Source organism: Embleya sp. NPDC059237 (assembly GCF_042754105.1).
Taxonomy (GTDB): Bacteria; Actinomycetota; Actinomycetes; order Streptomycetales; family Streptomycetaceae; genus Embleya.
Genome location: NZ_JBHZAE010000001.1, coordinates 77,625 through 102,121 on the forward strand (window position 1 = coordinate 77,625; position 24,497 = coordinate 102,121).

Annotated in this window: 20 protein-coding genes; 8 read left to right on the forward strand and 12 right to left on the reverse strand. The window is 71.2% G+C overall.

Annotation, left to right across the window (positions count from 1 at the left end):
* Nucleotide 1: 1 nt before the first annotated feature.
* Complete coding sequence (locus ACFXKZ_RS00355) at nucleotides 2-1,468, forward strand: glycoside hydrolase family 3 protein (RefSeq protein ID WP_379994797.1); 1,467 nt, start codon at nucleotides 2-4, stop codon at nucleotides 1,466-1,468.
* Nucleotides 1,469-1,666: 198 nt separating this feature from the next.
* Nucleotides 1,667-2,737 (forward strand): SIS domain-containing protein, encoded by a 1,071-nt coding sequence (locus tag ACFXKZ_RS00360; protein ID WP_379994799.1) that lies wholly within the window; start codon nucleotides 1,667-1,669, stop codon nucleotides 2,735-2,737.
* A 146-nt stretch (nucleotides 2,738-2,883) separates the two neighbouring features.
* Here ACFXKZ_RS00360 and nagA read toward each other — a convergent pair whose 3' ends face one another.
* Together nagA and ACFXKZ_RS00370 are read right to left on the reverse strand one after the other, a co-directional pair.
* A complete protein-coding gene (gene nagA / locus ACFXKZ_RS00365) occupies nucleotides 2,884-4,014 on the reverse strand; it encodes an N-acetylglucosamine-6-phosphate deacetylase (RefSeq protein WP_379994801.1) in 1,131 nt (376 codons plus the stop codon).
* Between the two features lie 179 nt (nucleotides 4,015-4,193).
* Nucleotides 4,194-5,372, reverse strand: coding sequence for an 8-amino-7-oxononanoate synthase (locus ACFXKZ_RS00370; protein ID WP_379997234.1), 1,179 nt, complete (start codon nucleotides 5,370-5,372; stop codon nucleotides 4,194-4,196).
* A 78-nt stretch (nucleotides 5,373-5,450) separates the two neighbouring features.
* Here ACFXKZ_RS00370 and ACFXKZ_RS00375 point away from each other — a divergent pair, with 78 nt between their 5' ends.
* A complete protein-coding gene (locus ACFXKZ_RS00375; protein ID WP_379994803.1) occupies nucleotides 5,451-6,920 on the forward strand; it encodes a histidine kinase N-terminal domain-containing protein in 1,470 nt (489 codons plus the stop codon).
* A gap of 173 nt (nucleotides 6,921-7,093) precedes the next feature.
* On the opposite strand, the gene ACFXKZ_RS00380 is transcribed toward ACFXKZ_RS00375, so the two are convergent.
* Both ACFXKZ_RS00380 and ACFXKZ_RS00385 read right to left on the reverse strand, forming a co-directional pair.
* Nucleotides 7,094-7,348 carry a WhiB family transcriptional regulator gene (locus ACFXKZ_RS00380; RefSeq protein ID WP_020557388.1) on the reverse strand — a complete coding sequence of 85 codons (255 nt, stop codon included), beginning with the start codon at nucleotides 7,346-7,348 and terminating at the stop codon, nucleotides 7,094-7,096.
* Nucleotides 7,349-7,663: 315 nt separating this feature from the next.
* Complete coding sequence (locus ACFXKZ_RS00385; protein WP_379994805.1) at nucleotides 7,664-8,593, reverse strand: diacylglycerol/lipid kinase family protein; 930 nt, start codon at nucleotides 8,591-8,593, stop codon at nucleotides 7,664-7,666.
* A gap of 73 nt (nucleotides 8,594-8,666) precedes the next feature.
* Here ACFXKZ_RS00385 and ACFXKZ_RS00390 point away from each other — a divergent pair, with 73 nt between their 5' ends.
* The gene (locus tag ACFXKZ_RS00390) at nucleotides 8,667-9,101 is read left to right on the forward strand and encodes a hypothetical protein (protein ID WP_379994807.1); all 435 of its coding nucleotides are present in this window, start codon (nucleotides 8,667-8,669) and stop codon (nucleotides 9,099-9,101) included.
* Nucleotides 9,102-9,209: 108 nt separating this feature from the next.
* Here the strand turns inward: ACFXKZ_RS00390 and ACFXKZ_RS00395 are convergent, their stop codons facing one another.
* The 3 genes from ACFXKZ_RS00395 to ACFXKZ_RS00405 all read right to left on the reverse strand — a co-directional run bounded on the left by ACFXKZ_RS00395 (nucleotide 9,210) and on the right by ACFXKZ_RS00405 (nucleotide 11,455).
* On the reverse strand, nucleotides 9,210-10,094 hold the full coding sequence (locus tag ACFXKZ_RS00395) for an RNA polymerase sigma factor SigF (RefSeq protein WP_078975490.1): 885 nt from the start codon (nucleotides 10,092-10,094) through the stop codon (nucleotides 9,210-9,212).
* A gap of 92 nt (nucleotides 10,095-10,186) precedes the next feature.
* Nucleotides 10,187-10,630 carry an anti-sigma regulatory factor gene (locus ACFXKZ_RS00400; RefSeq protein ID WP_379994809.1) on the reverse strand — a complete coding sequence of 148 codons (444 nt, stop codon included), beginning with the start codon at nucleotides 10,628-10,630 and terminating at the stop codon, nucleotides 10,187-10,189.
* A gap of 258 nt (nucleotides 10,631-10,888) precedes the next feature.
* A complete protein-coding gene (locus ACFXKZ_RS00405) occupies nucleotides 10,889-11,455 on the reverse strand; it encodes a CGNR zinc finger domain-containing protein (protein ID WP_379994811.1) in 567 nt (188 codons plus the stop codon).
* 379 nt (nucleotides 11,456-11,834) lie between these two features.
* On the opposite strand from ACFXKZ_RS00405, the gene ACFXKZ_RS00410 reads away from it, so the two are divergent.
* From ACFXKZ_RS00410 to ACFXKZ_RS00420, 3 genes are all read left to right on the forward strand, one after another.
* A complete protein-coding gene (locus ACFXKZ_RS00410; RefSeq protein ID WP_379997236.1) occupies nucleotides 11,835-12,998 on the forward strand; it encodes an NADP-dependent malic enzyme in 1,164 nt (387 codons plus the stop codon).
* A 145-nt stretch (nucleotides 12,999-13,143) separates the two neighbouring features.
* Nucleotides 13,144-14,106, forward strand: coding sequence for a zinc-binding dehydrogenase (locus ACFXKZ_RS00415; RefSeq protein WP_379994813.1), 963 nt, complete (start codon nucleotides 13,144-13,146; stop codon nucleotides 14,104-14,106).
* Between the two features lie 90 nt (nucleotides 14,107-14,196).
* The gene (locus ACFXKZ_RS00420; RefSeq protein WP_379994815.1) at nucleotides 14,197-15,795 is read left to right on the forward strand and encodes an ABC transporter substrate-binding protein; all 1,599 of its coding nucleotides are present in this window, start codon (nucleotides 14,197-14,199) and stop codon (nucleotides 15,793-15,795) included.
* A 438-nt stretch (nucleotides 15,796-16,233) separates the two neighbouring features.
* Here the strand turns inward: ACFXKZ_RS00420 and ACFXKZ_RS00425 are convergent, their stop codons facing one another.
* Both ACFXKZ_RS00425 and ACFXKZ_RS00430 read right to left on the reverse strand, forming a co-directional pair.
* Nucleotides 16,234-17,109 carry a PadR family transcriptional regulator gene (locus tag ACFXKZ_RS00425; protein ID WP_379994817.1) on the reverse strand — a complete coding sequence of 292 codons (876 nt, stop codon included), beginning with the start codon at nucleotides 17,107-17,109 and terminating at the stop codon, nucleotides 16,234-16,236.
* Complete coding sequence (locus ACFXKZ_RS00430) at nucleotides 17,106-17,972, reverse strand: DUF4097 domain-containing protein (RefSeq protein WP_379994819.1); 867 nt, start codon at nucleotides 17,970-17,972, stop codon at nucleotides 17,106-17,108. Before ACFXKZ_RS00430 ends, ACFXKZ_RS00425 begins: the two co-directional genes overlap by 4 nt.
* A 220-nt stretch (nucleotides 17,973-18,192) precedes the next feature.
* On the opposite strand from ACFXKZ_RS00430, the gene ACFXKZ_RS00435 reads away from it, so the two are divergent.
* The gene (locus tag ACFXKZ_RS00435; protein WP_379994821.1) at nucleotides 18,193-19,080 is read left to right on the forward strand and encodes a DUF4184 family protein; all 888 of its coding nucleotides are present in this window, start codon (nucleotides 18,193-18,195) and stop codon (nucleotides 19,078-19,080) included.
* 9 nt (nucleotides 19,081-19,089) lie between these two features.
* Here the strand turns inward: ACFXKZ_RS00435 and ACFXKZ_RS00440 are convergent, their stop codons facing one another.
* The 3 genes from ACFXKZ_RS00440 to ACFXKZ_RS00450 all read right to left on the reverse strand — a co-directional run bounded on the left by ACFXKZ_RS00440 (nucleotide 19,090) and on the right by ACFXKZ_RS00450 (nucleotide 24,479).
* Nucleotides 19,090-19,272, reverse strand: coding sequence for a DUF6104 family protein (locus ACFXKZ_RS00440; protein ID WP_078979233.1), 183 nt, complete (start codon nucleotides 19,270-19,272; stop codon nucleotides 19,090-19,092).
* Nucleotides 19,273-19,383: 111 nt separating this feature from the next.
* Nucleotides 19,384-23,202 carry a multifunctional oxoglutarate decarboxylase/oxoglutarate dehydrogenase thiamine pyrophosphate-binding subunit/dihydrolipoyllysine-residue succinyltransferase subunit gene (locus tag ACFXKZ_RS00445; protein ID WP_379994823.1) on the reverse strand — a complete coding sequence of 1,273 codons (3,819 nt, stop codon included), beginning with the start codon at nucleotides 23,200-23,202 and terminating at the stop codon, nucleotides 19,384-19,386.
* Between the two features lie 239 nt (nucleotides 23,203-23,441).
* Complete coding sequence (locus ACFXKZ_RS00450) at nucleotides 23,442-24,479, reverse strand: ATP-binding protein (RefSeq protein WP_379994825.1); 1,038 nt, start codon at nucleotides 24,477-24,479, stop codon at nucleotides 23,442-23,444.
* Nucleotides 24,480-24,497: the final 18 nt, after the last annotated feature.

Sequence of the window (24,497 nt, forward strand, 5' to 3'; positions counted from 1 at the left end):
CATGTCCGAACGTCTCGAGCGCCTGGCGCTCGCCGTCCTGCAGCCCGGTTTCGACGGCCTGACCGCGCCCGGATGGCTGCGCCACCGGATCGCCGGCGGGTTGGGCTCGGTGGGCCTGTTCGGTCGCAACGTCGCGACCCCCGAACAGGTCACCGCCCTGACCGAGGAGCTGCGCCGGGAGAACCCCGATCTCATCGTTGCGATCGACGAGGAGGGCGGCGACGTCACCCGGATACACGTGAACACCGGCAGCCGCTGGCCGGGCAACCTGGCGCTGGGCGTGGTGGACGACACCGCGACCACCGAGGCGGTCGCGCGCGGGCTCGGGCGCGAGCTGGCCGCGTGCGGCGTCAACCTCAACTGGGCCCCGTCGGCCGACGTCAACTCCAACCCGGACAACCCGATCATCGGCGTGCGGGCCTTCGGCGCCGAGCCCGACCTGGTCGCGCGGCACACCGCCGCATACGTCACCGGGCTCCAGGCGGCCGGCGTGGCCGCGTGCGTCAAACACTTCCCCGGGCACGGCGACACCGCGATCGACTCGCACCACGGCATGCCGCTGGTGGACGTCTCGCGCGAGACGCTGGCCGCCCGGGAACTGGTGCCGTTCCACGCGAGCATCGCGGCCGGCACCAAGGCGATCATGAGCGCGCACATCCTGCTGCCCGCGTACGACACCGAACTGCCCGCGACGTTGTCCCGGAAGATCATGACCGGGCTGCTGCGCGAGGAACTGGGCTACACCGGCCTGATCGTCACCGACGCCATCGAGATGGGCGCGATCGCCGACACCTACGGCATAGCCGACGGCACCGTCCGCGCGATCGCGGCCGGCGTCGACGCGGTGTGCGTGGGTGGTGGGCTGTGCGACGAGGACACCGTGCTGCACCTGCGCGACGCGCTGGTGGACGCGGTGCGCGAGGGCCGGCTCGCCGAGGAGCGGCTGGTCGACGCGGCCGGGCGGGTGCACGCGCTGGCCGCGTGGGCCAAGGTCGGCGCGGCCGAGCCGGTCGACTACGCGCTCGGGCTCGACGCGGCCCGCCGCGCGGTCCGGGTGACCGGTACGGTGACGCCGATCGATCGGCCCGCACACGTGGTGGAGCTGTCGCCCACCGCCAACATCGCGGTCGGCGAGCAGACCCCGTGGGGCCTGGCGCCGGTGCTGGCCGAGGCGCTGCCCGGGACCACGGTGACCCGGGCCCGGGCCGCCGAGCCGCAGCTGATCGACGAGGTGCTGCGCGCGGGGGCGGACCGTCCCCTGGTACTCGTGGTGCGCAACCTGGAGCACCACGTCTGGGCGACCGAGATCGTGGCGGGCCTGCTCGCCGCGCGGCCGGACGCCGTCGTGGTCGAGATGGGCATCCCCGGAGCTGCCACTCCGGGCGCCGCCCATCTCGCCACGCACGGCGCCGCCACCGTGTGCGGGATCGCCGCCGCCGAGATCCTGACCGGCCGTCGGCTCGCCTGACGGCATTCCTCGACAAGGGGGCCGGAAGCCCGGTATTCGTTCGACACCGAGCGTCCGGCCCCCGTGAACCCGCCCGACACCGGGAAACCGGACACTGGGGAGGCGGGCGTTCCCGGGCCCCGGCCCGCGGATCCGCCCGACCTCCGCATCCGTATGTGGAAACCGAATCAGCACCTGGAATCAACGGAAGGCCGCACCATGTCCGCCACCGACGACCGTGACGTCCTGGCACCGAACCGGGGCACCATCATGTCCGCCGAGATGGCGGAGCAGCCTGCCGTGCTGCGCCGGATCCTGGCCGAGGGCGCGCCCTCGATCCGCGCCGTCGCGGCCGAGATCGCCGCGCGCAACCCGCGGTTCGTGCTGCTGACCGCGCGGGGCACCAGCGACAACGCCGCGTTGTACGCGAAGTACCTGATCGAGGTGCTGCTCGGCAAGCCCGCCGGGCTCACCTCGATGTCCACGACCACGGCGTACGGCGCGGAGCCGGACCTGACCGACTGCCTGGTGATCACCGTCTCCCAGTCGGGCGGCTCGCCCGACCTGGTGGCGTCCACCGAGGCGGCCCGCAAGGCCGGCGCGATCACCCTCGCGGTGACCAACAACGCCGACTCGGCGCTGGCCGCGGTCTCCGAGTTCCACATCGACGTGCTGGCCGGTCCGGAGAAGGCGCTGCCCGCGACCAAGACGTACACCGCGGAACTGCTCGCGCTGTACCTGTTCGTCGAGGGCCTGCGCGGCGGCGACACCTCGCCGGCCGACTCGCTGCCGGCGCTGGCGCAGGACGTGCTGGACCGCCGGGAGGAGGTCGCCGAGCTGGCGCAGCGCTACCGCTTCGCGCAGCGTCTGGTGATCACCTCGCGCGGCTACGGCTACCCGACGGCGCGCGAGGCCGCGCTGAAGATCATGGAGACCAGCTACATCCCGGCCCAGCCGTTCTCCGGGGCCGACCTGCTGCACGGGCCGCTGGCCATGGTCGACAACGTCAGCCCGGTGATCGCCGTGGTGCCGGACGGCAAGGGCGGCGACGCCCTCCAGCCGGTCCTGGAGCGGCTGCGCGGGCGCGGTGCGGACCTGATGGTGATCGGCAACGCGGACCAGGTCGGTCGGGCCTCGGCGGGCTTCGTGCTGCCGGAGGGTGTGGCCGAGGAGGTGCAGCCGATCCTGGAGATCATTCCGCTGCAGCTGCTGGCGTACGAGGTCACCATGGCCCGCGGTCTCGACCCGGACGCCCCTCGGGCGCTGGCGAAGGTGACCGAGACGCGCTGACGCCGACGACCGGGAGCGGTCCCGGGACGCGCGCGGCGAGGGTGCGTCCCGGGACCGCCCCGGGGCCGGAAAGCGCGGTCCGAACGCGCAAAAGCCCCCGACCCGGACCGGGTCGGGGGCTTTCGCGCATCGCGGGGTGGGGGTGGTCAGGCGGTGGCCTCGTAGGCGACCACTCCGCCGATCCAGGTCTTGAGGATCGTCCACTCGTCGCTCCACCAGACCAGGTCGGCCGTGGCGCCGGGGGCGATGCGGCCGAGGTCGGTGCGGCCCAGGGCGTCGGCCGGGACCCGGGTCGCGGAGGTGAGCACCCGCGCCGGCGGGTTGCCCAGGCCGATCAGGTTGCGCACGGCCAGGTCCAGGGTCAGCGCCGAGCCGGCGATGGTGCCGTCCAGGTTGCGCGGCACGTCGCCCTCGACCAGGGTCACGTCCACGTCGCCGAGCCGGTAGCGGCCGGGCGGCATGCCCGCGGCCGCCATCGCGTCGGTGACCAGTGCGGTGCGCTCGCCTGCCACGCGCAGCACCAGCGAGCAGACCGGGCCCACCACGTGGTGCAGGTCGGCGATCAGGCCGGGGGTAAGGCGCGGGTCGCTCAGCGCCGCGCCGACCACGCCCGGCTCGCGGTGGCCCAGGCCACGCTGGGCGTTGAACAGGTGGGTGACCATGGTCGCGCCCGCGTCCGCGGCGGCGGACATCTCGGCGGCGGTCGCGTCCGTGTGTCCGGCCGAGACTCGGATCCCCGCGGCGACGATGCGTCGAATGGCCTCGAGCGCACCGGGAAGTTCGGGGGCCAGGGTGACCAGCGTCAGCGCCTCGCGGACGGCGTCGTCCAGGAGCAGCCGGTCGATCAGTTCGGGAGTGGGCTCGCGCAGGTACTCCGGCGGGTGGGTGCCGACCCGGGCGGGGGACAGGAACGGCCCCTCCAGGTGCACGCCCAGGTCGCGCGCGATGGGCTCCGTGGCGAGCTTGGCGCGCAGCTCCGCGGCCCGCACGAGGGCCGCGGTGAGGATGTCCAGGTCGCCGGTGATGAAGGTCGGGCAAAAGGCGGTGACCCCGGTCGACGGGAGCCGGGCGGCGACCTCACGCCAGGCGGTCGCGTCCGCGGCCACGAAGTCGTGCCCGAACGCGCCGTTGAGCTGCACGTCGATCAGGCCGGGCGTGAGCACGCCGTGTGGCAGCCGGAGTGTGTCGGGGCGGCCGGGTCCCTCGGTGACGCCGGTGATCCGGCCCTGCTCGACCCCCACCTCGGCCGGGCCCACGAGCTTCCCGTCCACAAGCACGCGAGGTGCCCCTATGCCGGCCACGCGTGCCCTTCCTTCCCTGCGGGACCGCTACGCGGCCGAACGTTCGGCGGCCTCCCGGTGCGGGCCGGGAGGCCGCCGCCCATTTTGGTTCAGACCAATCCCAGTTGTCTAGACCAATGTCGAGGGACATGACACGTATACCGGTGGTTATCGGGTCACGAAGTGGCGTATCGCAGTGCCGTCAGGGCCCGCTCCAGATCGGCCGGCGTCAGGTCCGCGCGGGCCGCGAGACGCAGTCGGGAGATGCCGTCGGGCACCGACGGCGGACGGAAGCAGCCGACCCGGACCCCGGCCTCCGCGCAGCGCGCGGCGGTGTCGAACGCGAGCTGCGCCTCGCCGACGAGTACCGACGTCACTGCGCCCTCGGGCGCGGTCGCGCGCAGCCCCGCCTCTCGGGCGCCGGCCGCGAGCGCGCGTGCGTTCGCCCGTACCCGCGCGGCCAGGTCCGGCTCCGCGCGCAGGATCCGCAGCGCCTCCAGGGCCGCCGCGACGCTCGCCGGGGCCAGCCCGGTGTCGAAGATGAACGACCGGGCCGCGTCGATCAGGTGCTCGACCACCCGGCGCGGCCCCAGCACCGCGCCGCCCTGCGCGCCGAGCGCCTTGGACAACGTCGCGGTCAGCACCACGTCGTCGGCCCCCGCGAGCCCGGCCGCGTGCACCGCGCCCCGGCCGCCCGTGCCGACCACACCGAGCCCGTGCGCCTCGTCCACGAGCAGGACGGCGCCATATCGCCGTGTGACGGCCGCCAGCTCCGCGAGGGGGGCGATGTCCCCGTCGACCGAGAAAACCGCGTCCACGACCACCAGGGCCCGTTCCTCGGGCCGTTCCGCCAGCACCCGGGCCACCGCCTCGACGTCGCAGTGCGCAGTGATCGCCACCCGGGCCCGGGACAGCCGGCACGCGTCCACGATCGAGGCGTGGTTGATCGCGTCCGAGACGACCAGTCCGCCCTTGCCGATCAGGCCACAGATCACCCCGAGGTTGGCCAGGTAGCCGGAGGAGAACACCAGCGCCGCCTCGGCTCCCATGTGCGCGGCCAGCTCCGCCTCCAACGCGGCGTGCAGCGTCGTGGACCCGGTCACCAGGCGCGACCCGGTCGACCCGCCGCCCCAGGTGCGCAGGGCGCGTACGCCCGCCTCGATCACCCGTGCGTCGCGGGTCAGCCCCAGGTAGTCGTTTCCGGCCAGATCCAGCCCGTCGACCGTCGCCTCGCGCGGGCGCAACCGGCGCCGCAGCCCCGCCTCCTCCCGTTCCTTCTCCCGCAGGTCCAGCCAGTCGAGCGGATGACCGCCGCCGGGGAGGGGCCGGCCGGGCGTGGGCGATTCGGTGGACATCCATACCTCACGGGTGCGGCGGAGTGGGGCGGCCAGGATCGCAGGCCGGGTGGAAAGTACGCTGCGCATGTGCCCTCCATGAACGATCTCGTCCGCCGCCACGGCGCGCTGTCCGCCGCCGACCTGGAGTGGCTGCACCTGCTGGTGTCCGAGTGGCAACTGCTCGCGGATCTGTCGTTCGCCGACCTGGTGCTGTGGGTGCCCACCGACGACGGGCAGTACGTGGCGGTGGCGCAGATGCGGCCCAACACCGGAGCCACCTCGCACCAGGACGACCTGGTCGGCGACTTCGTCCCGCGCGGCCGGCGGCCGATGCTGGACGCCGCCCTCGACGAGGGGCGGATCGTGCGCGAGGGCGACCCGGAGTGGCGCGACGACGTGCCCGTGCGGGTCGAGGCGATCCCCGTCTCCCGCGAGGGTCGGGTGATCGGGGTGATCGCGCGCAACACCAACCTGCTCACCGCGCGCACCCCCAGCCGGCTGGAACTGACCTATCTGCAAAGCGCCGCGGACCTGGCGCAGATGATCGCCGCAGGGACGTTTCCGCACGCGGGCGAACTGCTCGACATGGACGCCTCGCCGCGCGTGGGCGACGGCCTGATCCGGCTCGACGCCGACGGCATCGTGCAGTACGCCAGCCCCAACGCGCTCTCTGCCTACCACCGACTCGGCCTGACCACCGACCTGGTCGGCTGCCACCTCGGCCGGATCACCGCCGAACTGGCCCCGCACGAGGGACCGGTCGACGAGGCGATCTCCGCCGTCGCCAGCGGTTGGGCGCCGCGCGAAACCGAGGTCGAGACGCCGGCCGCGGTGGTGCAGCTGCGGGCGATCCCGCTCAAGCCGCGCGGTCAGCGGATCGGCGCGATCATGCTCCTGCGCGACGTGACCGAATTGCGCCGTCGCGAACGCGAGCTGATCACCAAGGACGCGACCATCCGGGAGATCCACCACCGGGTGAAGAACAACCTCCAGACGGTGGCCGCGCTGTTGCGCCTCCAGGCCCGCCGGATGGACGCGCCGCAGGCCCGCGCCGCGCTGGAGGAGGCGGTACGCCGGGTCGGCTCGATCGCGATCGTGCACGAGACGTTGTCCCAGACGCTGGACGAGCGGGTGGACTTCGACGAGATCGCCGACCGGGTGTTGTCCATGGTCACCGAGGTCGCCGCGTCCTCGCTGCGGGTGCGCACCGCCCGGCACGGCAACTTCGGCGAGCTGATCGCGGAGACCGCCACACCGCTGGCGATGGTGTTGACCGAGCTGCTGCAAAACGCCCTGGAGCACGCGTTCGAGGACCCGGCGTACGCGGATCGGGCCAACACCCTGGAGGTGCACGCGGAACGGTGGGCGGAACGACTGCTGATCACCGTCACCGACGACGGGATCGGCCTGCCCGACGGCTTCGATCCGCAGACGTCCGGCAATCTCGGTCTGCAGATCGTGCGCACCCTCGTGGGCAGCGAACTCGCGGGCCGTTTCGACATGGTGCCGAATCCGGCCGGCGGCACGATCGTCAGGCTGGACGTACACCTGAGGCAGCGCCGCTGAGCGCCGCCGCCGAATTGCGGATCGGTTCGGATCCGGCGTACGCGACGAATACCCACACGAGAAAAAGCAGTTGCCCCGCCTCGGTCCGATCGGACCCCGGCGGGGCAACTGCGGTAAAGCTCTTTTGTTTTCCGGCGATCCAAGTCTCCGGAGAGTTCAGCCCGTCGTGGTGATCAGGCGGAGGCGCGGGCGCGGTTGCGGGCGGCGCGGCGCTTGAGAGCGCGACGCTCGTCCTCGCTCAGACCGCCCCACACACCCGCGTCCTGACCGGACTCGAGAGCCCAGCCCAGGCACTGCTCCATCACGGGGCAACGGCGGCAGACCGCCTTCGCCTCCTCGATCTGAAGCAGAGCGGGACCGGTGTTGCCGATCGGGAAGAACAGCTCCGGGTCTTCGTCACGGCAGGCAGCAACGTGGCGCCAGTCCATGCGGTCCAACTCCTCGTGGGTCAGCAAGGGCTTCCGGCCCCGCTGTGGCTTGTGAATGTGAACGCTTTCACGAACCCCCCGACAAGCATGGGGCCGACGGAGTCGGTCCCCAGGTTTGGCAGTGGATTCGGGCGGTGAAGATGACCTTTCGGCCACGTCCCTGCCGCCTCGTAGAGCCTTACAAACCTCGGCCGCCGATACAACCCCCTTGGGCCAGGATTTTTTAAATCATCGGTGTCGACTAGGTCACACCACTACATCGAAGGGATGAACGGGGTATTCGCGTTCGAGTGAAAGGCCAAAAGGCCCTTCCACTCACACAATCACACGCAGTGCACGGGGAACCCCCCTGAAGGTCACACTCCGATGTTCTCCCAGATGGTCCCCGTCGACCTGAAGGGAAACAGGTTCTTCAGCCCGAAGAGTGAACGCATCGCAGTCGTGCAGGGACACGACGTGACGCCCGTGTGGAGCATTACCCGTGGAGCCCAGCATCTGGGCCAGATGGCGCAATGTGGGCAGTGTTGTCATCCGGGTGAGCGCGAAGAGGTCCAATCCGGTGTCATATGACGCTTGCGGACAGGGATTCAACGGCCGATTGCGCAAAAACGTCCACGGGACCGTGTTCTGGACTATGCCGAGGCAGATTCCCCCGATCGGGTCCATGCCCGGGACCTCCAGCGTGAGCGGCCCGCGCCTGTGGGCGTTTCGACCGCCGAGGAAGTGGTGCATCGCGGAGCGTACGTACAACCCGGGGGTGGCCCGCCGGCCGCCGGCCCGGCGGTGCTCCACCCGTCCGACCACCTCGGCGTCGAAGCCGAGTCCGGCGCAGAACAGGAACCAGCGCTCGTCGGCCAGGCCCAGGCCGATCTCCCGACTGCGGCCCGCGCGCAACGCGTCGAGCAGCAGACCGGTCGCCTCGACCGGGTCGTTGGGCAGTCCGAGCGAGCGGGCGAAGACGTTGGTACTGCCGCCCGGGACCACCGCCACCGCCGGTAGCGAGGGGGCCGGGCCCGCCGCCAGGAGGCCGTTGGCCACCTCGTTGACCGTGCCGTCGCCGCCGAGCGCGATCACCAGGTCGATGCCGTCGTCGGCCGCCTGCCGGGCCAGCTCCGCGGCATGGCCCCGGTGCTCGGTGTTCACCACGTCGAGCTTGAGGTCGCCGGCGAGCGCGTGTGCCAGCACGTCGCGGGTCCGCTCACTGGTGGTCGTGGCCTTGGGGTTCACGACGAGAAGGGCACGCATGACGACAGGGTATCTACCGGCGGGTAGGGCGCCCCCGGCCCGGAGCACACCGGCCCGAGGTTACAGTCTTGGGGTGACCGAGAGCCCTTCCGCCCAGGACCAGCCGGACCCCGCCGGGGCCCTCCCGCTCACCTGGCGCATCTGTACCGCGGTGGTCGGTGTCGAGGCGTTCGCGCTCCTCGGCTACGCCCTCTACCTGACCTTCCGCAGCGAGTTCGGCCATCCGACCAACTCCTCGGAGGGCGTGGCGATCGGCATCTACCTGCTGATCCTCGCCGCCGGGATAGTCGCCGCCTTCGTCGGCATGGTGCGCGGCCGGCGCTGGAGCCGATCGCCGGCGATCACCGCCAATCTGATCGTGGTCGGCATGGGTTGGTATCTGATCAAGGCGGATCAGATGGCGATCGGGATCCTGACGATGATCGTGGGCGCGGCCACCATCGGCACGCTCGCCACCCCCGGGATGTACAAGGCGCTCGAAACGCGGCACCAGGCCCGGCGGGCCTGAGCGCGCGGACACCGGCTCGGCGAAGCGGGCGGCCCCGGACCGACATCGGTCCGGGGCCGCCGCACTTCCACACCCGCGCGCACCCGGTGTACCGGTGCCGCTCCGGTGCTACTCCTCGACCAGCAGGCGCTCGCGCAACTGCGCGAGCGTGCGCGCCAACAGCCGCGAGACGTGCATCTGGGAGATGCCGACCTCCTGCGCGATCTGGGACTGGGTCATGTTGCCGAAGAAGCGAAGCAGCAGGATCTTCTTCTCGCGCGGCGGCAACTGCTCCAGGAGCGGCTTGAGCGACTCGCGATACTCGACCCCCTCCAGCGCGTCGTCCTCGGCGCCCAACGTGTCGGCGACGGCCGGTGAATCGTCGTCGGTGTCCGGCACGTCGAGCGACAGCGTGCTGTAGGCGTTGGCCGATTCGAGGCCCTCGAGCACCTCCTCCTCGGAGATCCCCAACTGCACGGCGAGTTCGGCGACCGTGGGGGACCTGCCGTTGCGCTGGGACAGCTCGGCGGTGGCCGAGGTCAGCGCGAGCCGCAGCTCCTGGAGTCGGCGCGGCACCCGCACCGCCCAGCCCTTGTCCCGGAAGTGCCGCTTGATCTCGCCGACGATGGTCGGCGTCGCGTAGGTCGAGAACTCGACCCCGCGATCCGAGTCGAACCGGTCCACCGACTTGATCAGGCCGATGGTGGCCACCTGGATCAGGTCGTCGAGCGGCTCGCCGCGATTGCGGAACCGGCGGGCCAGGTGCTCGACCAGCGGCAGATGCATCTCCACCAGTCGATCGCGCACCGCGGCCCGGGCCGGCGGATCCGATTCCAGTTCCGCCAACCGCGCGAACAGCCCCCGCGCGACCTCGCGGTCGTGGGCGTGGCGTTCGGAACCGGCCCGCCGCCGATTCGGCACCGCGGGACCCGTGGGCCCGGCGGCTCCGGCAGGCTGCGCCGACCCCGTCGCCTCGACACCACCGTCCATCGTCATGCTCGCGTCGCTCACCATGCCCTCACCCTCCCCTCGGCCGCGCCCGGCGGCCTCGTCGGGTGAGGCCGCGCTCGGCTGCGGTTCGTTGGCCGCGCCTTCAACACCACTGCTCACGTCTGCTCCGGCCCGCCACCGCGCTTCTTGTGCAGGCTGATGGCGACCACCTTGTCGTCGCTCACCGTGGCGTCCACCTCGCCGGCCAGCGCCGACAGGACGGTCCAGGCGAACGTGTCGCGCGCGGGTGTTCGACCGTCCGTGGTCGGCGCGGACACGGTCACGTGCAACGCGTCGCCCACCAGGTTGAACACGCAGGAGAGGATCCCGCCGGCCACCGCCTGATCGAGCAACATCGCGCACGCCTCGTCCACCGCGATGCGCAGATCCTCGATCTCGTCCAAGGTGAAGTCGAGGCGGGCCGCGAGGCCCGCCGTGGCGGTGCGCAGGACGGAGAGATAGGCACCTTCGGCAGGCAGTCGGACCTCGACGAAGTCACGCTGCCCGGTGCCGGCTTCGTCCGCGGTGTGTGCGGATCGCTGGGACACCCTCACCTCCAAGGTGCTGCTGTGGGTGGCCGCCGGAGGCGGTCACCACCGATGTCGGGGAACCCCAGCGACGCTACCGCGCCGGCCGACAACTGTCGTCATCGATGCGCGAACGTGGGCGGGAACGACCGGGGAGCCGTCCACCCGACGCTACGTCACGATATGTGATTTGACGAGTACGTAGTGTACCCGACTTCGGTAATTTCGCACCGGGAGATCAAGCCGTCCATGTACATGTGCCACAGTCGACCGCGCGCCAACCCGCAAATGTCAGGTATGTCGGTCGGGCTGCGGCTCCCGGGCCCGGCGTCTGGCCCGGTACAGGGCCACGTTGGCGCGCGAGGCGCACCGGTCCGAACAGTGCCGGCGGGAGCGATTTGCGGACAGGTCCAGGAACACGTTTCGGCACGGGAGGGCCTGGCAGACGCCGAGTCGGTCGATACCGTGCGTAGTCAACTGCACGGCCAGGCCCATGCCGGCGATGGCGGCGAAGCCCTCGGCCGCGCCGACCGCGTCGCCCGCCAGGTGTAGATGCCACGGGCTGGCGTCGTGGCCGGTCAGGCGCGGATGTACGGGGAATTCGGCGAGCAGTCCGTTCAGCGTCGCCACCGCGTCCGCCTCGCGTCCGGCCGCGGCGGCCGTGAAGACCGCGCGCAGGCGGGTGCGGACCGAGCGCAACCGGGCCACGTCACCGTCGGTCACCCGGGACGGGATCCGCCGAACGGGTGCGATCAGCGCGGGCACGTCGTCGGGGGAGCGCAGCAGGTCCTCGCCGCGGGCCGGCTGTTCGGTGTTGACCAGGCGGACCGCGTGCTCGGCATACGCGGAGAGGTCCAACGGCTGCCCTTCTTCGCGCAGAGGACGATCGGCGCGCGATTCGCCCGGAACGACCTGACGGATGTGGCGGCGGTTACTGTCAGCGTACCGCCCGTGGCACTAGCGTCTGGGCCGGGTGCACCAGGGTCTGACGGTCCATCACAAAAAGGTGGTAATCGGTTCATCGCCCCGGCGTACCCCCGTTCGGGGGGTGTGCCAAAATCGGCGTCACGGGTGACCCCCGTACCCTCAGCCGGATCATGTGCGCTGCACGAAGCGCCGATGCCGCTGAGGTAAGCAGCTGGCGCTCGCGCTCCGAGAGCTGCACTTCCACTGAGCAATGTCGATGAAGTCGATAAGAGGGGTCACTGTGGCAGCGGAGATCATCCCGACGGACAGCATGGCGACGGACGAACTCGATCCGGTCTTCGCCCTGCACCGGGGCGGGAAAATGGAAGTTCGCTCGACCGTCCCGGTGCGCAACCGCGACGACCTGTCCCTGGCCTACACGCCCGGTGTGGCACGTGTCTGCACGGCCATCGCGCAGAACCCGGAGCTGGTCCACGACTACACGTGGGTGTCCAACACGGTTGCCGTCGTCACCGACGGCACCGCCGTGCTCGGCCTGGGCGACATCGGTCCGGCCGCCTCCCTGCCGGTGATGGAGGGCAAGGCGATCCTGTTCAAGCAGTTCGGCGGCGTCGACGCGGTGCCGATCGCGCTCGACTGCACCGACGTGGACGAGCTGGTGGACACCATCGCCCGGCTCGCGCCCTCGTTCGGCGGGATCAACCTGGAGGACATCAGCGCCCCGCGCTGCTTCGAGGTCGAGCGCCGGCTCCAGGAGCGGGTGTCCATCCCGGTCTTCCACGACGACCAGCACGGCACCGCGATCGTCGCGCTGGCCGCGCTGCGCAACGCGGCCACGGTGACCGGGCGCGGCCTCGGCGACCTGCGCGCGGTCATCTCGGGTGCGGGCGCGGCGGGCATCGCGATCGCCAAGATCCTGATCGAGGCGGGCATCGGCGACCTGTGCGTGGTGGACAGCCGGGGCATCGTGCACGAGGGACGCGACGACCTGACGCCGATCAAGCGGATGATCGCCGAGCTGACCAACAAGGCCGGGCTGCGCGGCGGCATCGAGCTCGCGATGAAGGGCGCCGACGTCTTCCTCGGGGTCTCCGCGGGCAAGGTGCCCGAGGAGGTCGTGGCGACGATGGCGCCCGAGGCGATCATCTTCGCGATGGCCAACCCGAACCCGGAGATCGACCCGGACCTCGCGCACAAGTACGCGGCCGTGGTCGCCACCGGGCGCAGCGACTACCCGAACCAGATCAACAACGTGCTGGCCTTCCCGGGGGTGTTCGCCGGCGCGCTGTCGGTGCGCGCCAAGCGGATCACCGAGGGGATGAAGGTGGCCGCCGCCGAGGCGCTGGCCGCGGTCGTCGCCGACGAGCTGGCGCCCGACCGGGTGATTCCGTCGCCGTTCGACGAGCGGGTCGCGCCGGCGGTGACCAAGGCGGTGGCCGAGGCCGCGCGCCGGGACGGTGTGGCGCGCATCTGAGCCGCGGTCCGTGGATCGGTGATCGTCCGACGGCTCCTCGCCGACCGTTCGACGATCGACGCGCGGCCACGGCTGCCGAGAGCCGAGGGCCCCACCCGGGCGGGTGGGGCCCTCGGCTCGTCGCCGGCGTCAGTAGGGTGCCTGCATGTTTGCCGTGAGTGCCGTGCGCATCGATGCCCAGGACCCGCTGTCCGGTCTCCGGCTCGGGGAACGACCCGAGCCCGGCGCGGACGGGGCGCTGCCGCCGGGGTGGACGACCGTCACGGTCAAGGCCGCCTCGCTGAACCACCACGACCTGTGGTCCCTCAAGGGTGTGGGCATCACCGAGAAGCAGTTGCCGATGATCCTGGGCTGTGACGCGGCCGGGATCGACGAGGACGGCAACGAGGTCGTCGTGCACTCGGTGATCGGCGGGCTCGGGACCGACGAGCCCCGGTCGATCCTGACCGAGCGCTACGACGGCACCTTCGCCGAGAAGGTCGCCGTACCCCGCTGGAACCTCCTGCCCAAGCCGGCCGAACTGAGCTTCGAGCAGGCGTGCTGCCTGCCTACGGCGTGGCTGACGGCGTATCGGATGTTGTTCACCAACTCGGGGGTGCGGCCGGGCGGCACGATCCTGGTCCAGGGCGCCGGCGGCGGGGTGGCCACCGCGCTGGTGGTGCTCGGGAAGGCGGCCGGGTACCGCGTGTGGGTGACCAGTCGGGACGAGGCCAAGGGCGCGCGGGCGGTGGAGCTGGGCGCGGACGCGGCGTTCGGGTCGGGCGCGCGGTTGCCCGAGCGGGTGGACGCGGTGATGGAGACGGTCGGCGCGGCCACCTGGTCGCACTCGATCAAGAGCCTGAAGCCGGGCGGCACGATCGTGATCTCCGGTGCCACCTCGGGCGATCGGCCGCCGGCCGCCGAGTTGACCCGGATCTTCTTCAACGAACTGCGCGTCGTCGGTTCGACGATGGGCGACAAGGACGAACTCGCGGGGCTGCTTCGGCTGTGCGCGCACGGTGGGGTGCGGCCGGTGATCGACTCCGTGCTGCCGTTGCGCGAGGCGGTGGAGGGGTTTCGGCGGTTGGCGGAGGGTGAGTTGTTCGGGAAGATCGTTTTCGCTGTTTGATTCGGTTGATTCGGCTTTTGGTTGCCGGTTGCCGGTTGCCGGTTGCCGGTAGTTGGTAGTTGGTTGCGTGGGTTTTCGGAAGGACCTTCGATGCCGTTGTCCCGTCGCCGTGTGCTTGCCCTGGGGGCCGGTACGGGGGTGGTCGCGGTGTCCGCGGGCCTGCTCGCCGGCTGTGGCGGGCGCGAGTCGCGGTCGGGGGGCACGCTCGTGGTGGGCCTGCCGCGGCTGCCCGACGTGCTCAATCCGGTGCATTCGACGGCCGAGGCGACCCGGTGGATCGCCGACCCGGTGGTCGAGGCGCTGTACACCTACCGGGACGACACCACGATCGGGCCGGTATTGGCCGCGGCCGATCCGCAGATCGCGCCGGACGGGCTGAGTTGGACCGTACGACTGCGGGCGGATGTGCGCTTCCACAACGGGGATCCGTTCACCGCTGAGCATGTGGCGGCATGTCTGCGTCGGGTGAACGATCCGGCGACGGCGGGGGACTGGGCGCCGTGGCTGGCGGGGCGGTTCGGGGCGATCGAGGCGCCGGACGCGCGGACGGTACGGATCGAGCTGCCGCGGGCGTTCGGGGCGCTCCGGGCGTTCTTGGCCTGTCTGCCGATCCCGCATCAGGCGAGCCTGGGGGATCCTCGGGCGCTGGTGGGCACCGGGCCGTTTCGGCTGGCGAGCGCGGACGGCGGTGCGGTCGTGTTGCGCCGGGACGCGGGGTATCGGGACAAGGCCGCGCCTGCGGACGCGTTGGAGTTCCGCGCGTCGGCCGATCCGGTGGCCGATCTGAAGGCGCACCGGCTCGCGGTGTACCCGCACCCGACGCCCGATCAGGTGCGGCGGTTGCGCAAGGCGGACGACACGTACGTGCAGACCGCGAGCGGGCCGGCCGACCTGGTGGTGCTGCCGAACCTGCGCCGGCCGCCGTTCGACGACGTCGCGGTGCGACGGGCGCTGGGGTTCGGGATGGATCGCACCCGGGTGCTGCGGGACGTGTACCGGGGCGACGCGGTGATCGGGCAGGGGCCGCTGGGGCCGGGCAACGAGGGGTGGGACCCGGAGTACACCCCGTACGGGCGGGGGGTCAGCCCGACCGTGTCGCCGAAGCCGAGTCCGAGCGCGACGGCGGGGCCGACGGTGGAGCCGGAGCGGGTCACCGCGATGTTGGGCGAGGCGCCGGTGCCGTTGCCGCGGGGCGGCGTGCGGTTCACGCTGCTTGCGGTGGTCGGGGATGCCGGGGAACTGCCGGACGTGGCACGGGTGTTGGCCGAGGGGTGGAATCGGGTCGGGTTCACCGTCGTGGTCGAGCGGGTGGACGTGGCGACGTGGGCGGCGCGGCGGCGGGTCGGTGACTTCGACGCGGCGCTGGTGGATCGGCGCGGGTCGGGGTACGCGGTGGGGCGCACGGGCTTCGCGGCGTTGGCGCCGGCGGTGTCGACCGGGGGCGAGAGCACGGGGTATGCGAACCCGGAGCTGGATCGGTTGGTCGAGGAGGCGGCTGCGACGCCGGACAACGCGCGGCGGGCGCGGCTCACGCGGGTGGCGGGGGAGATCGTCGCGCGGGACGCGGTGGTGCTTCCTCCGGTGTATCCGAAGGTCGTGGTGGGGCGGACGGGGCGGGTCGAGTCGGTGAACACGCGGGCGTTGGCGACGGGACGGTTGTCGCTGGCGCGGCTGCATCGACGGGGGTAGACGGGCTCGCCCCGGGCCGGGGCGGACGAGGCCGCGAGGTGGGCGCGGCGGGGCTGCGGGGCGCTGGAGTGGCGTGGTGCAGCGGAGCAAGGCCGGGATCGGGACGTGCGGGGGCGGGGCGTCGGGGTCGTGTCGGCGGCGTTGCTTCGTGTCGGGCGCTCCCCACCGGCTCGCGATGCACCACTTTTCCGCTCCCCCGCTTCGCTCCTCCAGGAAAAAAGGCCCCTCGCTCGGGGTCGGGTGTCTCTCCGTTTCGTTCCCGGGCCGCCCGGGCCGAGTTCTGCGGCTCGATCCGTGGGTGGGGTTCGGGCGGTTGTGCGGTCGATGCCACCTGGTGGAGATGGAGATGTTGGGCTTGTCGGGAGTGTCGGGCGGGCCGGCCCGTGAGGGTGTCCGGGCGGGCCGGCCGGCGGGTGTGCGGGTGCGGAACCGGGTCGTCTACCCGATGGGGGCTTCGGGGTCTTTGTGCGGCTTGTCGGAGGGAGGTTGGGGGTCGAAGACCTTTTTCAGGTCCTTGATCGCCGTTTTGATGATGTCTCGGGCCTGGGTCAGTTGGTCCTGGGTTACGCCGGCTCGGTGGGCCCAGGGGGTTACCTCTGTGCGGATGGAGTCGATGATCGACTCCAGGTCCAGGGAATCCTGGTCGCGGGTCGGGCGGTCGGTTTCCTTGGACCAGGCGTCGGTGGCTCGGGCTCGGGCGGAGGTGGGTTCCGGGTCGGTGCCGAAGCGGCGGCGGAGTTCGCGTTCCAGGTCGAACAGGCCGGGTTTGGCGGCCAGGTCGACCAGGTTGTGGGCCAAGCCCTCGGCGAGGTCGGCCATGCGCTGGGAGAACATCGGTTCCCAGGACCGGCGGCCGGCGGCCTTGGGGTCGGACCAGTCGTCGGTGTCCGGGCGTTGCTCCTCCTCGACGGCCGGGCGCGGGGACTTGCGGACCTCGCGGGCCGCGCGGCCCAGTTCCTCCCGCAGGTTTTGCGCCGACGTGCGCACCTCGTCCCGGATCTCCCGGGCCCGCTCGTAGACCGACTCGCGGATCTGCGCCTCCAGCTGGGTCAACTCCTCCTGGCGGGCCGCCAGTTCGGCGCGGCCGGCGTCGGTGATCCGGTACACCTTCCGGCCGCCCTCGACGTCGTGCTCGACCAGGCCCTCCTGCTCCAGCTTGGCCAGGCGCGGGTAGACGGTGCCCGCGGAGGGCGAGTAGAGGCCCAGGAAGCGGTCGTGGAGCAGGCGGATGACCTCGTAGCCGTGACGGGGGCTCTCGTCGAGCAGCTTCAGCAGGTAGAGCCGTAGCCGGCCGTGGCCGAAGACGGGGTTCATGCGCTCACCTTTCCCTCCGGCGCGCGGCGCAGCAGCGTCACGTCGCCCGATACCGAGTTGATCCGCAGCCGGCCCGAGCCCTCGCCGAGCTTGCCCGTCACGTGGCTCGCGCCGAATTTGGCGCTCGTGGTCAGCTCGTCGAAGACCGAGTCGACGGAGCCGGCCGCGGTGCGCACGTCCACGCGCATATCCCCGCGGTGCGGCAGGCGCACGGTCAACTCGCCGGATACCGTGGTCAGTTGCACGTGGCTGCGGCCGACCTCGTCCAGGTCCAGGGTCATCGACCCGGAGACCGAGTTGGCCCGCACCCGGCCGCCGGTGCCCTCGATCACGGTGAGCGAGCCGGCCACCGTCACCACCCCGAGGTCGCCGGCCAGCGACTCGGCGTCGACCGATCCGGAGATCGTGTTCGCGTCGACCGTGCCGGTCAGCCCGACCAGGGTCACGTCGCCGCCGATGCTGCGCACCGTGGTGGTGCCGTGCATCCCGGACACGGTCGCGTGCGCGGACACCACGCCGATCTCGACCGTGCAGTCCCACGGCACGGCCAGCGAGACCTCGGCGTGCCGCCGCCCGATCGCGCGCCCGTCGGCCATGAACGCGCGCAGGTCGGAGCGTTTGCCGGCGTTCTGGAACCGGTCCATCAGGTGCTTGGCCGTCAGGTCCGGGTAGGAGACGACGAGTTCGCCGCTCACCTCGTCGTGGGTCACCTGCAGCGGCGGACCCTCGACGGCGTGCACCTCCAGGCGCGGCGGGCCGTCGGTGCCCACGACGTCGACCAGCCCGCCGATGGTGCGCACCCGCAGCACCCGCACGGTGTCGAGTGTGAGGTCTTGCGGTCCCTCGATCATCCATCGGGACATGGACCCTCCCCTTGGGGTCGGTGTGCCGGACGCGATGCGTCGGGCGCGATGTGCGCCGGACGCGATATATCGCGAAGCTCTGCTACTCACGATATATCGCGTGTCCCGAAGGTCAAGGGAACCATCCGGTCTGCTTCCGGCGTTTTTGGATGCCGACGGACCTTGCCCCGCCGCGCGGCCCGCGCGCGGCGGGCCCGCATCGCACCCGGGGGCGCCACGCATGCCATTCACGCTCAGCCACATCGCCGCGGTGCTGCCGCTGCAGGGGGCGACCCGCACCGGCACCACGGTCGGCGCCGGGGCGGGCCGACACGGCCCGCTGATCGCCTCCGCGCTCGCCTTCGGCGCGATGGCCCCGGACGTGATCCTGTTCGTGAACCTGGACTTCCTGCCGATGCGCGCCGACCGCCGGGCCACCCACGAGCTGTGGCCGGGGGTGCTGGGCCTGAACATCGTGCTCACCGCGCTGCTCGTGCTCGCGTTCCACCTGCTCGCCAGGCCGCTGCTCGTACTGCTGCCGGACCGGATCCGGGCGGCCCTGGAGGAGCCGCTGCGCCCGCGCCTGCCGGGCCGGTGGTACACCGCCGCGCGGGCCCGGCGGCCCTTCCTGCGGGAAATGCTCGTGGTGTGCGCGTGGTTCGTGGTCTCCGCCGTGCTGGGCGGGCTCTCACACCTGGCCTGGGACGCCTGGACGCACCACGACGACCCCGGGGTGGCACACGTACTGCCCGAGCTGCGCCGGGAGTTCCTGGGCCTGCGTCCGGGCTATGTGCTGCTCCAGCACATCAGCACGGTGGTCGGGTTCGTCGCCTGCTCGGTGTGGACGTGGCGCTGGATCGGCCGACTGCCGCAACGCCCCGTCACGGGCCCGCGCATGCCCGTGGCGGGGCGCTGGGCGGTGCTGGGCGCCCTGGTGCTGGTCGGCACGATCGGGGCGGCCAGGGCGCTGCTGCCGTTCCCCGACGGGCGGGTACCGGCCTTCGAGGTGCTCGGCTTCGACGCCGCGACCGGATTCGGCCGCGGCCTCGCCGTCGGGATGGTGCTCTACGCCCTCGGCTGGGCCGTATGGCACACCCGCGCGCCGCGCCGAGCCGACACCGGGACCTGACCGAGCCCGCTACTCGTCGTCGTCCTCGTCGTCCAGCCGCGCCAGCCAGGTCGCCAACCGCTCGACGGGCGTCTCGAACTCGGGGTTGAGGTCCACGAACGTGCGCAGCTGCTCGGCGAGCCAGGCCAGGGACACCTCCTCCTCGCCGCGCCGCTTCTCCAGCTCCTCGATGCCACGGTCCGTGAAGTACATGTTCTCCGACTCCGGTATGTGTGTGGGATCCACCGCCGAACGCGGCTCCGCCCCGGCGCGCATCGTACGTGCGCCGGGGCGGAGCCGGTGAATCGACCTACGAGCCGTGGATCAGCTCATCGCTTCCTCGACCAGGCCCTGCTGCTCGGCCTCGTGCCGCTTGGCCGAACCGACCGCCGGCGACGAGGACGACGGACGCGCGATCCGCCGCGGCGCCGGGAGGCCGTACTCGACCAGGTTGAGCGCGATGAACGGCCACGCGCCCTGGTTGGTCGGCTCCTCCTGGGCCCAGACCAGCTCCAGGTCCTTGCCGTAGCGGTCGAGGCCGTAGCGCTCCAGCTCCGCCTTCAGCTCGGCCACCGGCAGCGGATAGAGCCGCTCCACGCGGACCAGCGCGACGTCGTCGCGGCCCGCCTTGGCCCGGCCCGCGGCCAGGTCGTAGTGGAACTTGCCGGACGACATGACCACCCGCTTGACCTTGGCCGGGTCCACCGTGGTGTCCCCGATCACCGGCCGGAACTGACCGGTGGTGAACTCCTCGATCTTCGACGCGGCGGCCTTCAGGCGCAGCATCGACTTCGGGGTGAACACCACGAGCGGCTTGTGGTGCGGGTTGAGCGCCTGCCAGCGCAACAGGTGGAAGTAGTTGCTCGGCAGGGTCGGCGCGGCCACCGTCATGTTGTTCTGCGCGCACATCTGCAGGTAGCGCTCGATGCGCGCGGACGAGTGGTCCGGGCCCTGGCCCTCGTAGCCGTGCGGAAGCAGCAGGACCACACCGGAGTGCTGGTGCCACTTCTGCTCGGCGGAGGAGATGAACTCGTCCATGATCGACTGCGCGCCGTTGGCGAAGTCGCCGAACTGCGCCTCCCACAACACCAGCGACTGCGGCCGGGCCAGCGAGTAGCCGTACTCGAAGCCCATCGCGGCGAACTCGCTGAGCAGCGAGTCGTACACGGTGAACTTGGCCTGGTCCTCGGACAGGTGCGCGAGCGGGGTGTACTCGGCGCCCGAGGTGCGGTCCACCAGGACCGAGTGCCGCTGGCCGAAGGTGCCGCGCCGGCTGTCCTGACCGGCGAGGCGCACCGGGCGACCCTCCATCAGGAGCGAACCGAACGCCAGCGTCTCGCCCATCGCCCAGTCGATCGTGCCGTCCTCGACCATCGCCGCCCGACGCTGCAACTGCGGCTGCAGGCGCGGGTGTACGGCGAAGTCCTCGGGCAGCGAGACCTGCGACTCGACGATCCGCTTGACCGTCTCGTGCGCGATGCCGGTCGGGTCGATCCGCGGGAAGGCGATGTCGGCCGCGGGGGCGGCCGGGGCCACCTGCGGGGCCTGCGGCGCGGTGGCCTGCCGGACCTCGGAGAAGACCTTCTCCAGCTGGTCCTGGTAGTCCTTGAGCGCCTGCTCGGCCTCCTCCACCGTGATGTCGCCACGACCGATCAGGGCCTCGGTGTAGAGCTTGCGCACCGAACGCTTCTTGTCGATCAGGTCGTACATCAGCGGCTGGGTGAACGACGGGTTGTCGGCCTCGTTGTGACCCCGGCGCCGGTAGCAGATGAGGTCGATCACCACGTCCTTGTGGAACGTCTGCCGGTACTCGAACGCGAGCTGCGCGATCCGCACGCACTGCTCGGGGTCGTCACCGTTGACGTGGAAGATCGGCGCCTCGATCATCCGCGCGACGTCGGTCGCGTAGATGGACGAGCGGGACGCGGCCGGGGAGGCGGTGAAGCCGACCTGGTTGTTGATCACCACGTGGATCGTGCCGCCGGTGCGGTAGCCGCGCAGCTGCGACATGTTGAGCGTCTCGGCGACCACGCCCTGGCCCGCGAACGCGGCGTCGCCGTGCAGTAGGAGCGGCAGGACCGGGAAGTCGGCGCCCTCCATGTCGATGATGTCCTGCTTGGCGCGCACGACGCCCTCCAGGACCGGGTCGACCGCCTCCAGGTGCGAGGGGTTCGCCACCAGCGAGACCTTGACCTGGGCGCCGTCCTCGGAGGAGAACGTGCCCTCGGCGCCGAGGTGGTACTTCACGTCGCCCGAGCCGTGCATCGACTTGGGGTCGATGTTGCCCTCGAACTCGCGGAAGACCTGCGCGTAGGACTTGCCGACGATGTTGGTCAGCACGTTCAGCCGGCCGCGGTGCGCCATGCCGATCGCGACCTCGTCCAGGCCGTCCTCGGCCGCCGCCGAGATGATCGCGTCGAGCAGCGGGATGGTGGTCTCGCCGCCCTCCAGGGAGAAGCGCTTCTGGCCGACGTACTTGGTGGCCAGGAAGGTCTCGAACGCCTCCGCCGCGTTCAGCCGGCGCAGGATGCGCAGCTGGTCCTCGCGGTCCGGCTTGGCGTGCGGCACCTCCACCCGCTCCTGGATCCAGCGGCGCTGGTCCGGGTCCTGGATGTGCATGTATTCGATGCCGACGGTGCGGCAGTAGGTGTCCCGCAGCACGCCCAGCACGTCGCGCAGCGTCATCAGCGACTGCCCCGCGAAGCCGCCGACCGCGAACTCGCGCTCCAGGTCCCACAACGTCAGCCCGTGCTCGACCACGTCGAGGTCCGGGTGCCGGCGCTGCTTGTATTCCAGCGGGTCGGTGTCGGCCATCAGGTGACCGCGGACCCGGTAGGAGTGGATCAGCTCCTGCACACGTGCCGTCTTGTTGACGTCGTCCTCGTGTGTCGCGGAGATGTCCTGCACCCAGCGCACGGGTTCGTACGGGATGCGCAGCGAACGGAAGATCTCCTCGAAGAAGCAGTCCTCGCCGAGCAGCAGCTGATTCATCCGACGCAGGAACTCGCCCGACTGGGCGCCCTGGATGATGCGGTGGTCGTAGGTGCTGGTCAGCGTGAGTGTCTTGCTGACCGCGAGGCGGGAGAGGGTGTCCGCGGACGCCCCCGCGAACTCCGCCGGGTAGTCCATCGCGCCCACGCCGACGATCGTGCCCTGACCGGGCATCAGGCGCGGCACCGAGTGCACGGTGCCGATGCCGCCCGGGTTGGTCAGCGAGATCGTCACTCCGGCGAAGTCGTCCACCGTGAGCTTGTTCGACCGGGCCCGCCGGACGATGTCCTCGTACGCCTGCCAGAAGGCGAAGAAGTCCATCTCGTCGGCCTTCTTGATGGCCGCCACCACGAGCTGGCGGTCACCGTTGGCCTTCGTCAGGTCGATCGCGAGACCGAGGTTGACGTGGGCCGGCTTGACCAGGAACGGCTTGCCGTCACGCTCTTCGTACGCGTGGTTCATCGACGGCATCGACTTCGCCGCCTGGACCAGCGCGTAGCCGATGAGGTGGGTGAACGAGACCTTGCCACCGCGAGCACGCTTGAGGTGGTTGTTGATCACGATCCGGTTGTCGATCAGCAGCTTGGCCGGTACGGCCCGCACGCTGGTCGCGGTCGGAATAGTGAGCGACGAGTCCATGTTGATCGCGACACGTGCCGCCGGGCCCTTGAGCTGGACGGCGTCGGGGGAGGCGGCGGGCTGCTTCGGCGCGGCGGGCGCCTTGGCGGCCGGCGGCTTGGCCGGCGCCGCGGGGGCGGACTTCGCGGGCGCGGGCGGGGCCGGAGTGCCGGCCGGGATCGGAGTCGACGAAGGCGCCGCGTCCTGTACACCGGTCGTCATCATCGGGTGGCTCGGGGCCGGGGCCGGAGTCGTCGTCCCCGTCGCGGTCGACGAAATCGCCGCCGACACCGGGGGTTGCGCCGTGCTCGGCGCGGGGATGTTTCCAGAGTTGTTCGTGGTACCGCTCACTGGTGTGGGGCCGCTCGGGCTTGCCACGGTGGCTGGACCGGCGGACGTCGACGGCGTCGACGGCTCGCTGGGCTTGTAATCGGCGAAGAAGTCCCACCAAGCACGATCCACCGAGTTGGGATCTTGCAAATATTGCTGGTAAATCTCGTCGACGAGCCACTCGTTGGGGCCGAAGCTGGCCATCGGGTTGCTAGGGGACTGTGACGACACGGCGGCAACCGCCCTCTTCCGCTTCCTGGGGTGGTGGACAGCGGGAAACAAGGCTACGCCCTTTGACCGGTGTCGCGCAGGCCCCTCGGCCTCCGCGTCGCGTAGATCACAAACGGTTGACTGTTTAGTCGCGTTTGTTGCTTCCCGCCGTATTGGTGGTCACGGAACGTCATGTCGGGATCGTCCCGTGCAGTTAGTGGCCGATCACCCGATTACGTCGGGTCACCGGGCAGGAGCACTCGGATTCGGCACCCATGGCTCGATTCGGCTACGGAAATATCACCCCCATGCAGATCCACGGCCCAGCGGGCGATCGCCAGCCCGAGTCCGGTTCCCCCGTCGGTGGACGAACTTCCGCCGCCGCGGGTGAAACGTTCGAACACCCGGCCGCGCTCGGCGGACGGAATTCCCGGACCCTCGTCCAGGACTTCCAGGCGCAGGCTGCCGATGCCGTCGTCGCGTCGTGCGTGCAGACTCACCGTGCCACCGAACGGGCTGTGCCGGCAGGCGTTGGCCACCAGATTGGTAACAACCTGATGCAGCCGCTCGGGGTCGGCCCGTGCGGTCAGCTCCGCGGGCTGGACGTCGACCTCGAAGCGAACGTCGCCGCCCAGTGCCCCGGTCTCCTGGGTGAGCGCGACCAGGAAGGGCCGTACGGCGAATTCGCGCGCCTGCAGCGGCACCGCCCCCGAATCCAGTCGGGAAAGGTCGAGAAGTTGTGACACGAGTCGGCCCAATCGCGCGGTCTGGGTGAGCGCGAGGCCCAGCGTGTCGGGATCGGGTTTCTGCACGCCGTCCACGAGGTTCTCCAGCACCGCGTGCAGCGCGGAGATGGGTGTGCGCAACTCGTGCGAGACGTTGGCGACCAGCTCGCGGCGGTGTCGGTCCACCGCTTCCAGGTCGGCCGCCATGTGGTTGAACGCACCGGCGAGGCGGCCCACCTCGTCGCGCGAGGTGGCGCGCACCCGACGCGAGTAGTCGCCGCGCGCCATCGCCTGCGCGGCGGCGGTCATTTCGCGCAGCGGCGAGGTCATCCCGTGCGCGAGCACGAGGGTGACCGCCAGGCAGGCCAGCGAGGTGAACACGAGCATGTACCGAAACCGCACCTCGGCCCGCAGCCCCAGGATGATCAGCAGCGTCGAGACGAAGACGGACGCGATCACCAGCACGCCCAGCTTGGCCTTGATCGAACGCAGTCGATCCAGCGGGCGCGGGTTGCCGCGGCCGAGCCGCAGGCGGCGCGACCGCACGGGGCGGAGGTCGGCGGT

Bases quoted from the DNA above. Each gene is read 5' to 3' on its own strand.
- ACFXKZ_RS00355 (WP_379994797.1), top strand. From the start codon at position 2: ATGTCCGAACGTCTCGAGCGCCTGGCGCTCGCCGTCCTGCAGCCCGGT.
- ACFXKZ_RS00360 (WP_379994799.1), top strand. From the start codon at position 1,667: ATGTCCGCCACCGACGACCGTGACGTCCTGGCACCGAACCGGGGCACC.
- ACFXKZ_RS00370 (WP_379997234.1), bottom strand. From the start codon at position 5,372: ATGTCCACCGAATCGCCCACGCCCGGCCGGCCCCTCCCCGGCGGCGGT.
- ACFXKZ_RS00375 (WP_379994803.1), top strand. From the start codon at position 5,451: ATGAACGATCTCGTCCGCCGCCACGGCGCGCTGTCCGCCGCCGACCTG.
- ACFXKZ_RS00380 (WP_020557388.1), bottom strand. From the start codon at position 7,348: ATGGACTGGCGCCACGTTGCTGCCTGCCGTGACGAAGACCCGGAGCTG.
- ACFXKZ_RS00385 (WP_379994805.1), bottom strand. From the start codon at position 8,593: ATGCGTGCCCTTCTCGTCGTGAACCCCAAGGCCACGACCACCAGTGAG.
- ACFXKZ_RS00395 (WP_078975490.1), bottom strand. From the start codon at position 10,094: ATGGTGAGCGACGCGAGCATGACGATGGACGGTGGTGTCGAGGCGACG.
- ACFXKZ_RS00410 (WP_379997236.1), top strand. From the start codon at position 11,835: ATGGCGACGGACGAACTCGATCCGGTCTTCGCCCTGCACCGGGGCGGG.
- ACFXKZ_RS00415 (WP_379994813.1), top strand. From the start codon at position 13,144: ATGTTTGCCGTGAGTGCCGTGCGCATCGATGCCCAGGACCCGCTGTCC.
- ACFXKZ_RS00420 (WP_379994815.1), top strand. From the start codon at position 14,197: ATGCCGTTGTCCCGTCGCCGTGTGCTTGCCCTGGGGGCCGGTACGGGG.
- ACFXKZ_RS00425 (WP_379994817.1), bottom strand. From the start codon at position 17,109: ATGAACCCCGTCTTCGGCCACGGCCGGCTACGGCTCTACCTGCTGAAG.
- ACFXKZ_RS00430 (WP_379994819.1), bottom strand. From the start codon at position 17,972: ATGTCCCGATGGATGATCGAGGGACCGCAAGACCTCACACTCGACACC.
- ACFXKZ_RS00435 (WP_379994821.1), top strand. From the start codon at position 18,193: ATGCCATTCACGCTCAGCCACATCGCCGCGGTGCTGCCGCTGCAGGGG.
- ACFXKZ_RS00440 (WP_078979233.1), bottom strand. From the start codon at position 19,272: ATGTACTTCACGGACCGTGGCATCGAGGAGCTGGAGAAGCGGCGCGGC.
- ACFXKZ_RS00445 (WP_379994823.1), bottom strand. From the start codon at position 23,202: ATGGCCAGCTTCGGCCCCAACGAGTGGCTCGTCGACGAGATTTACCAG.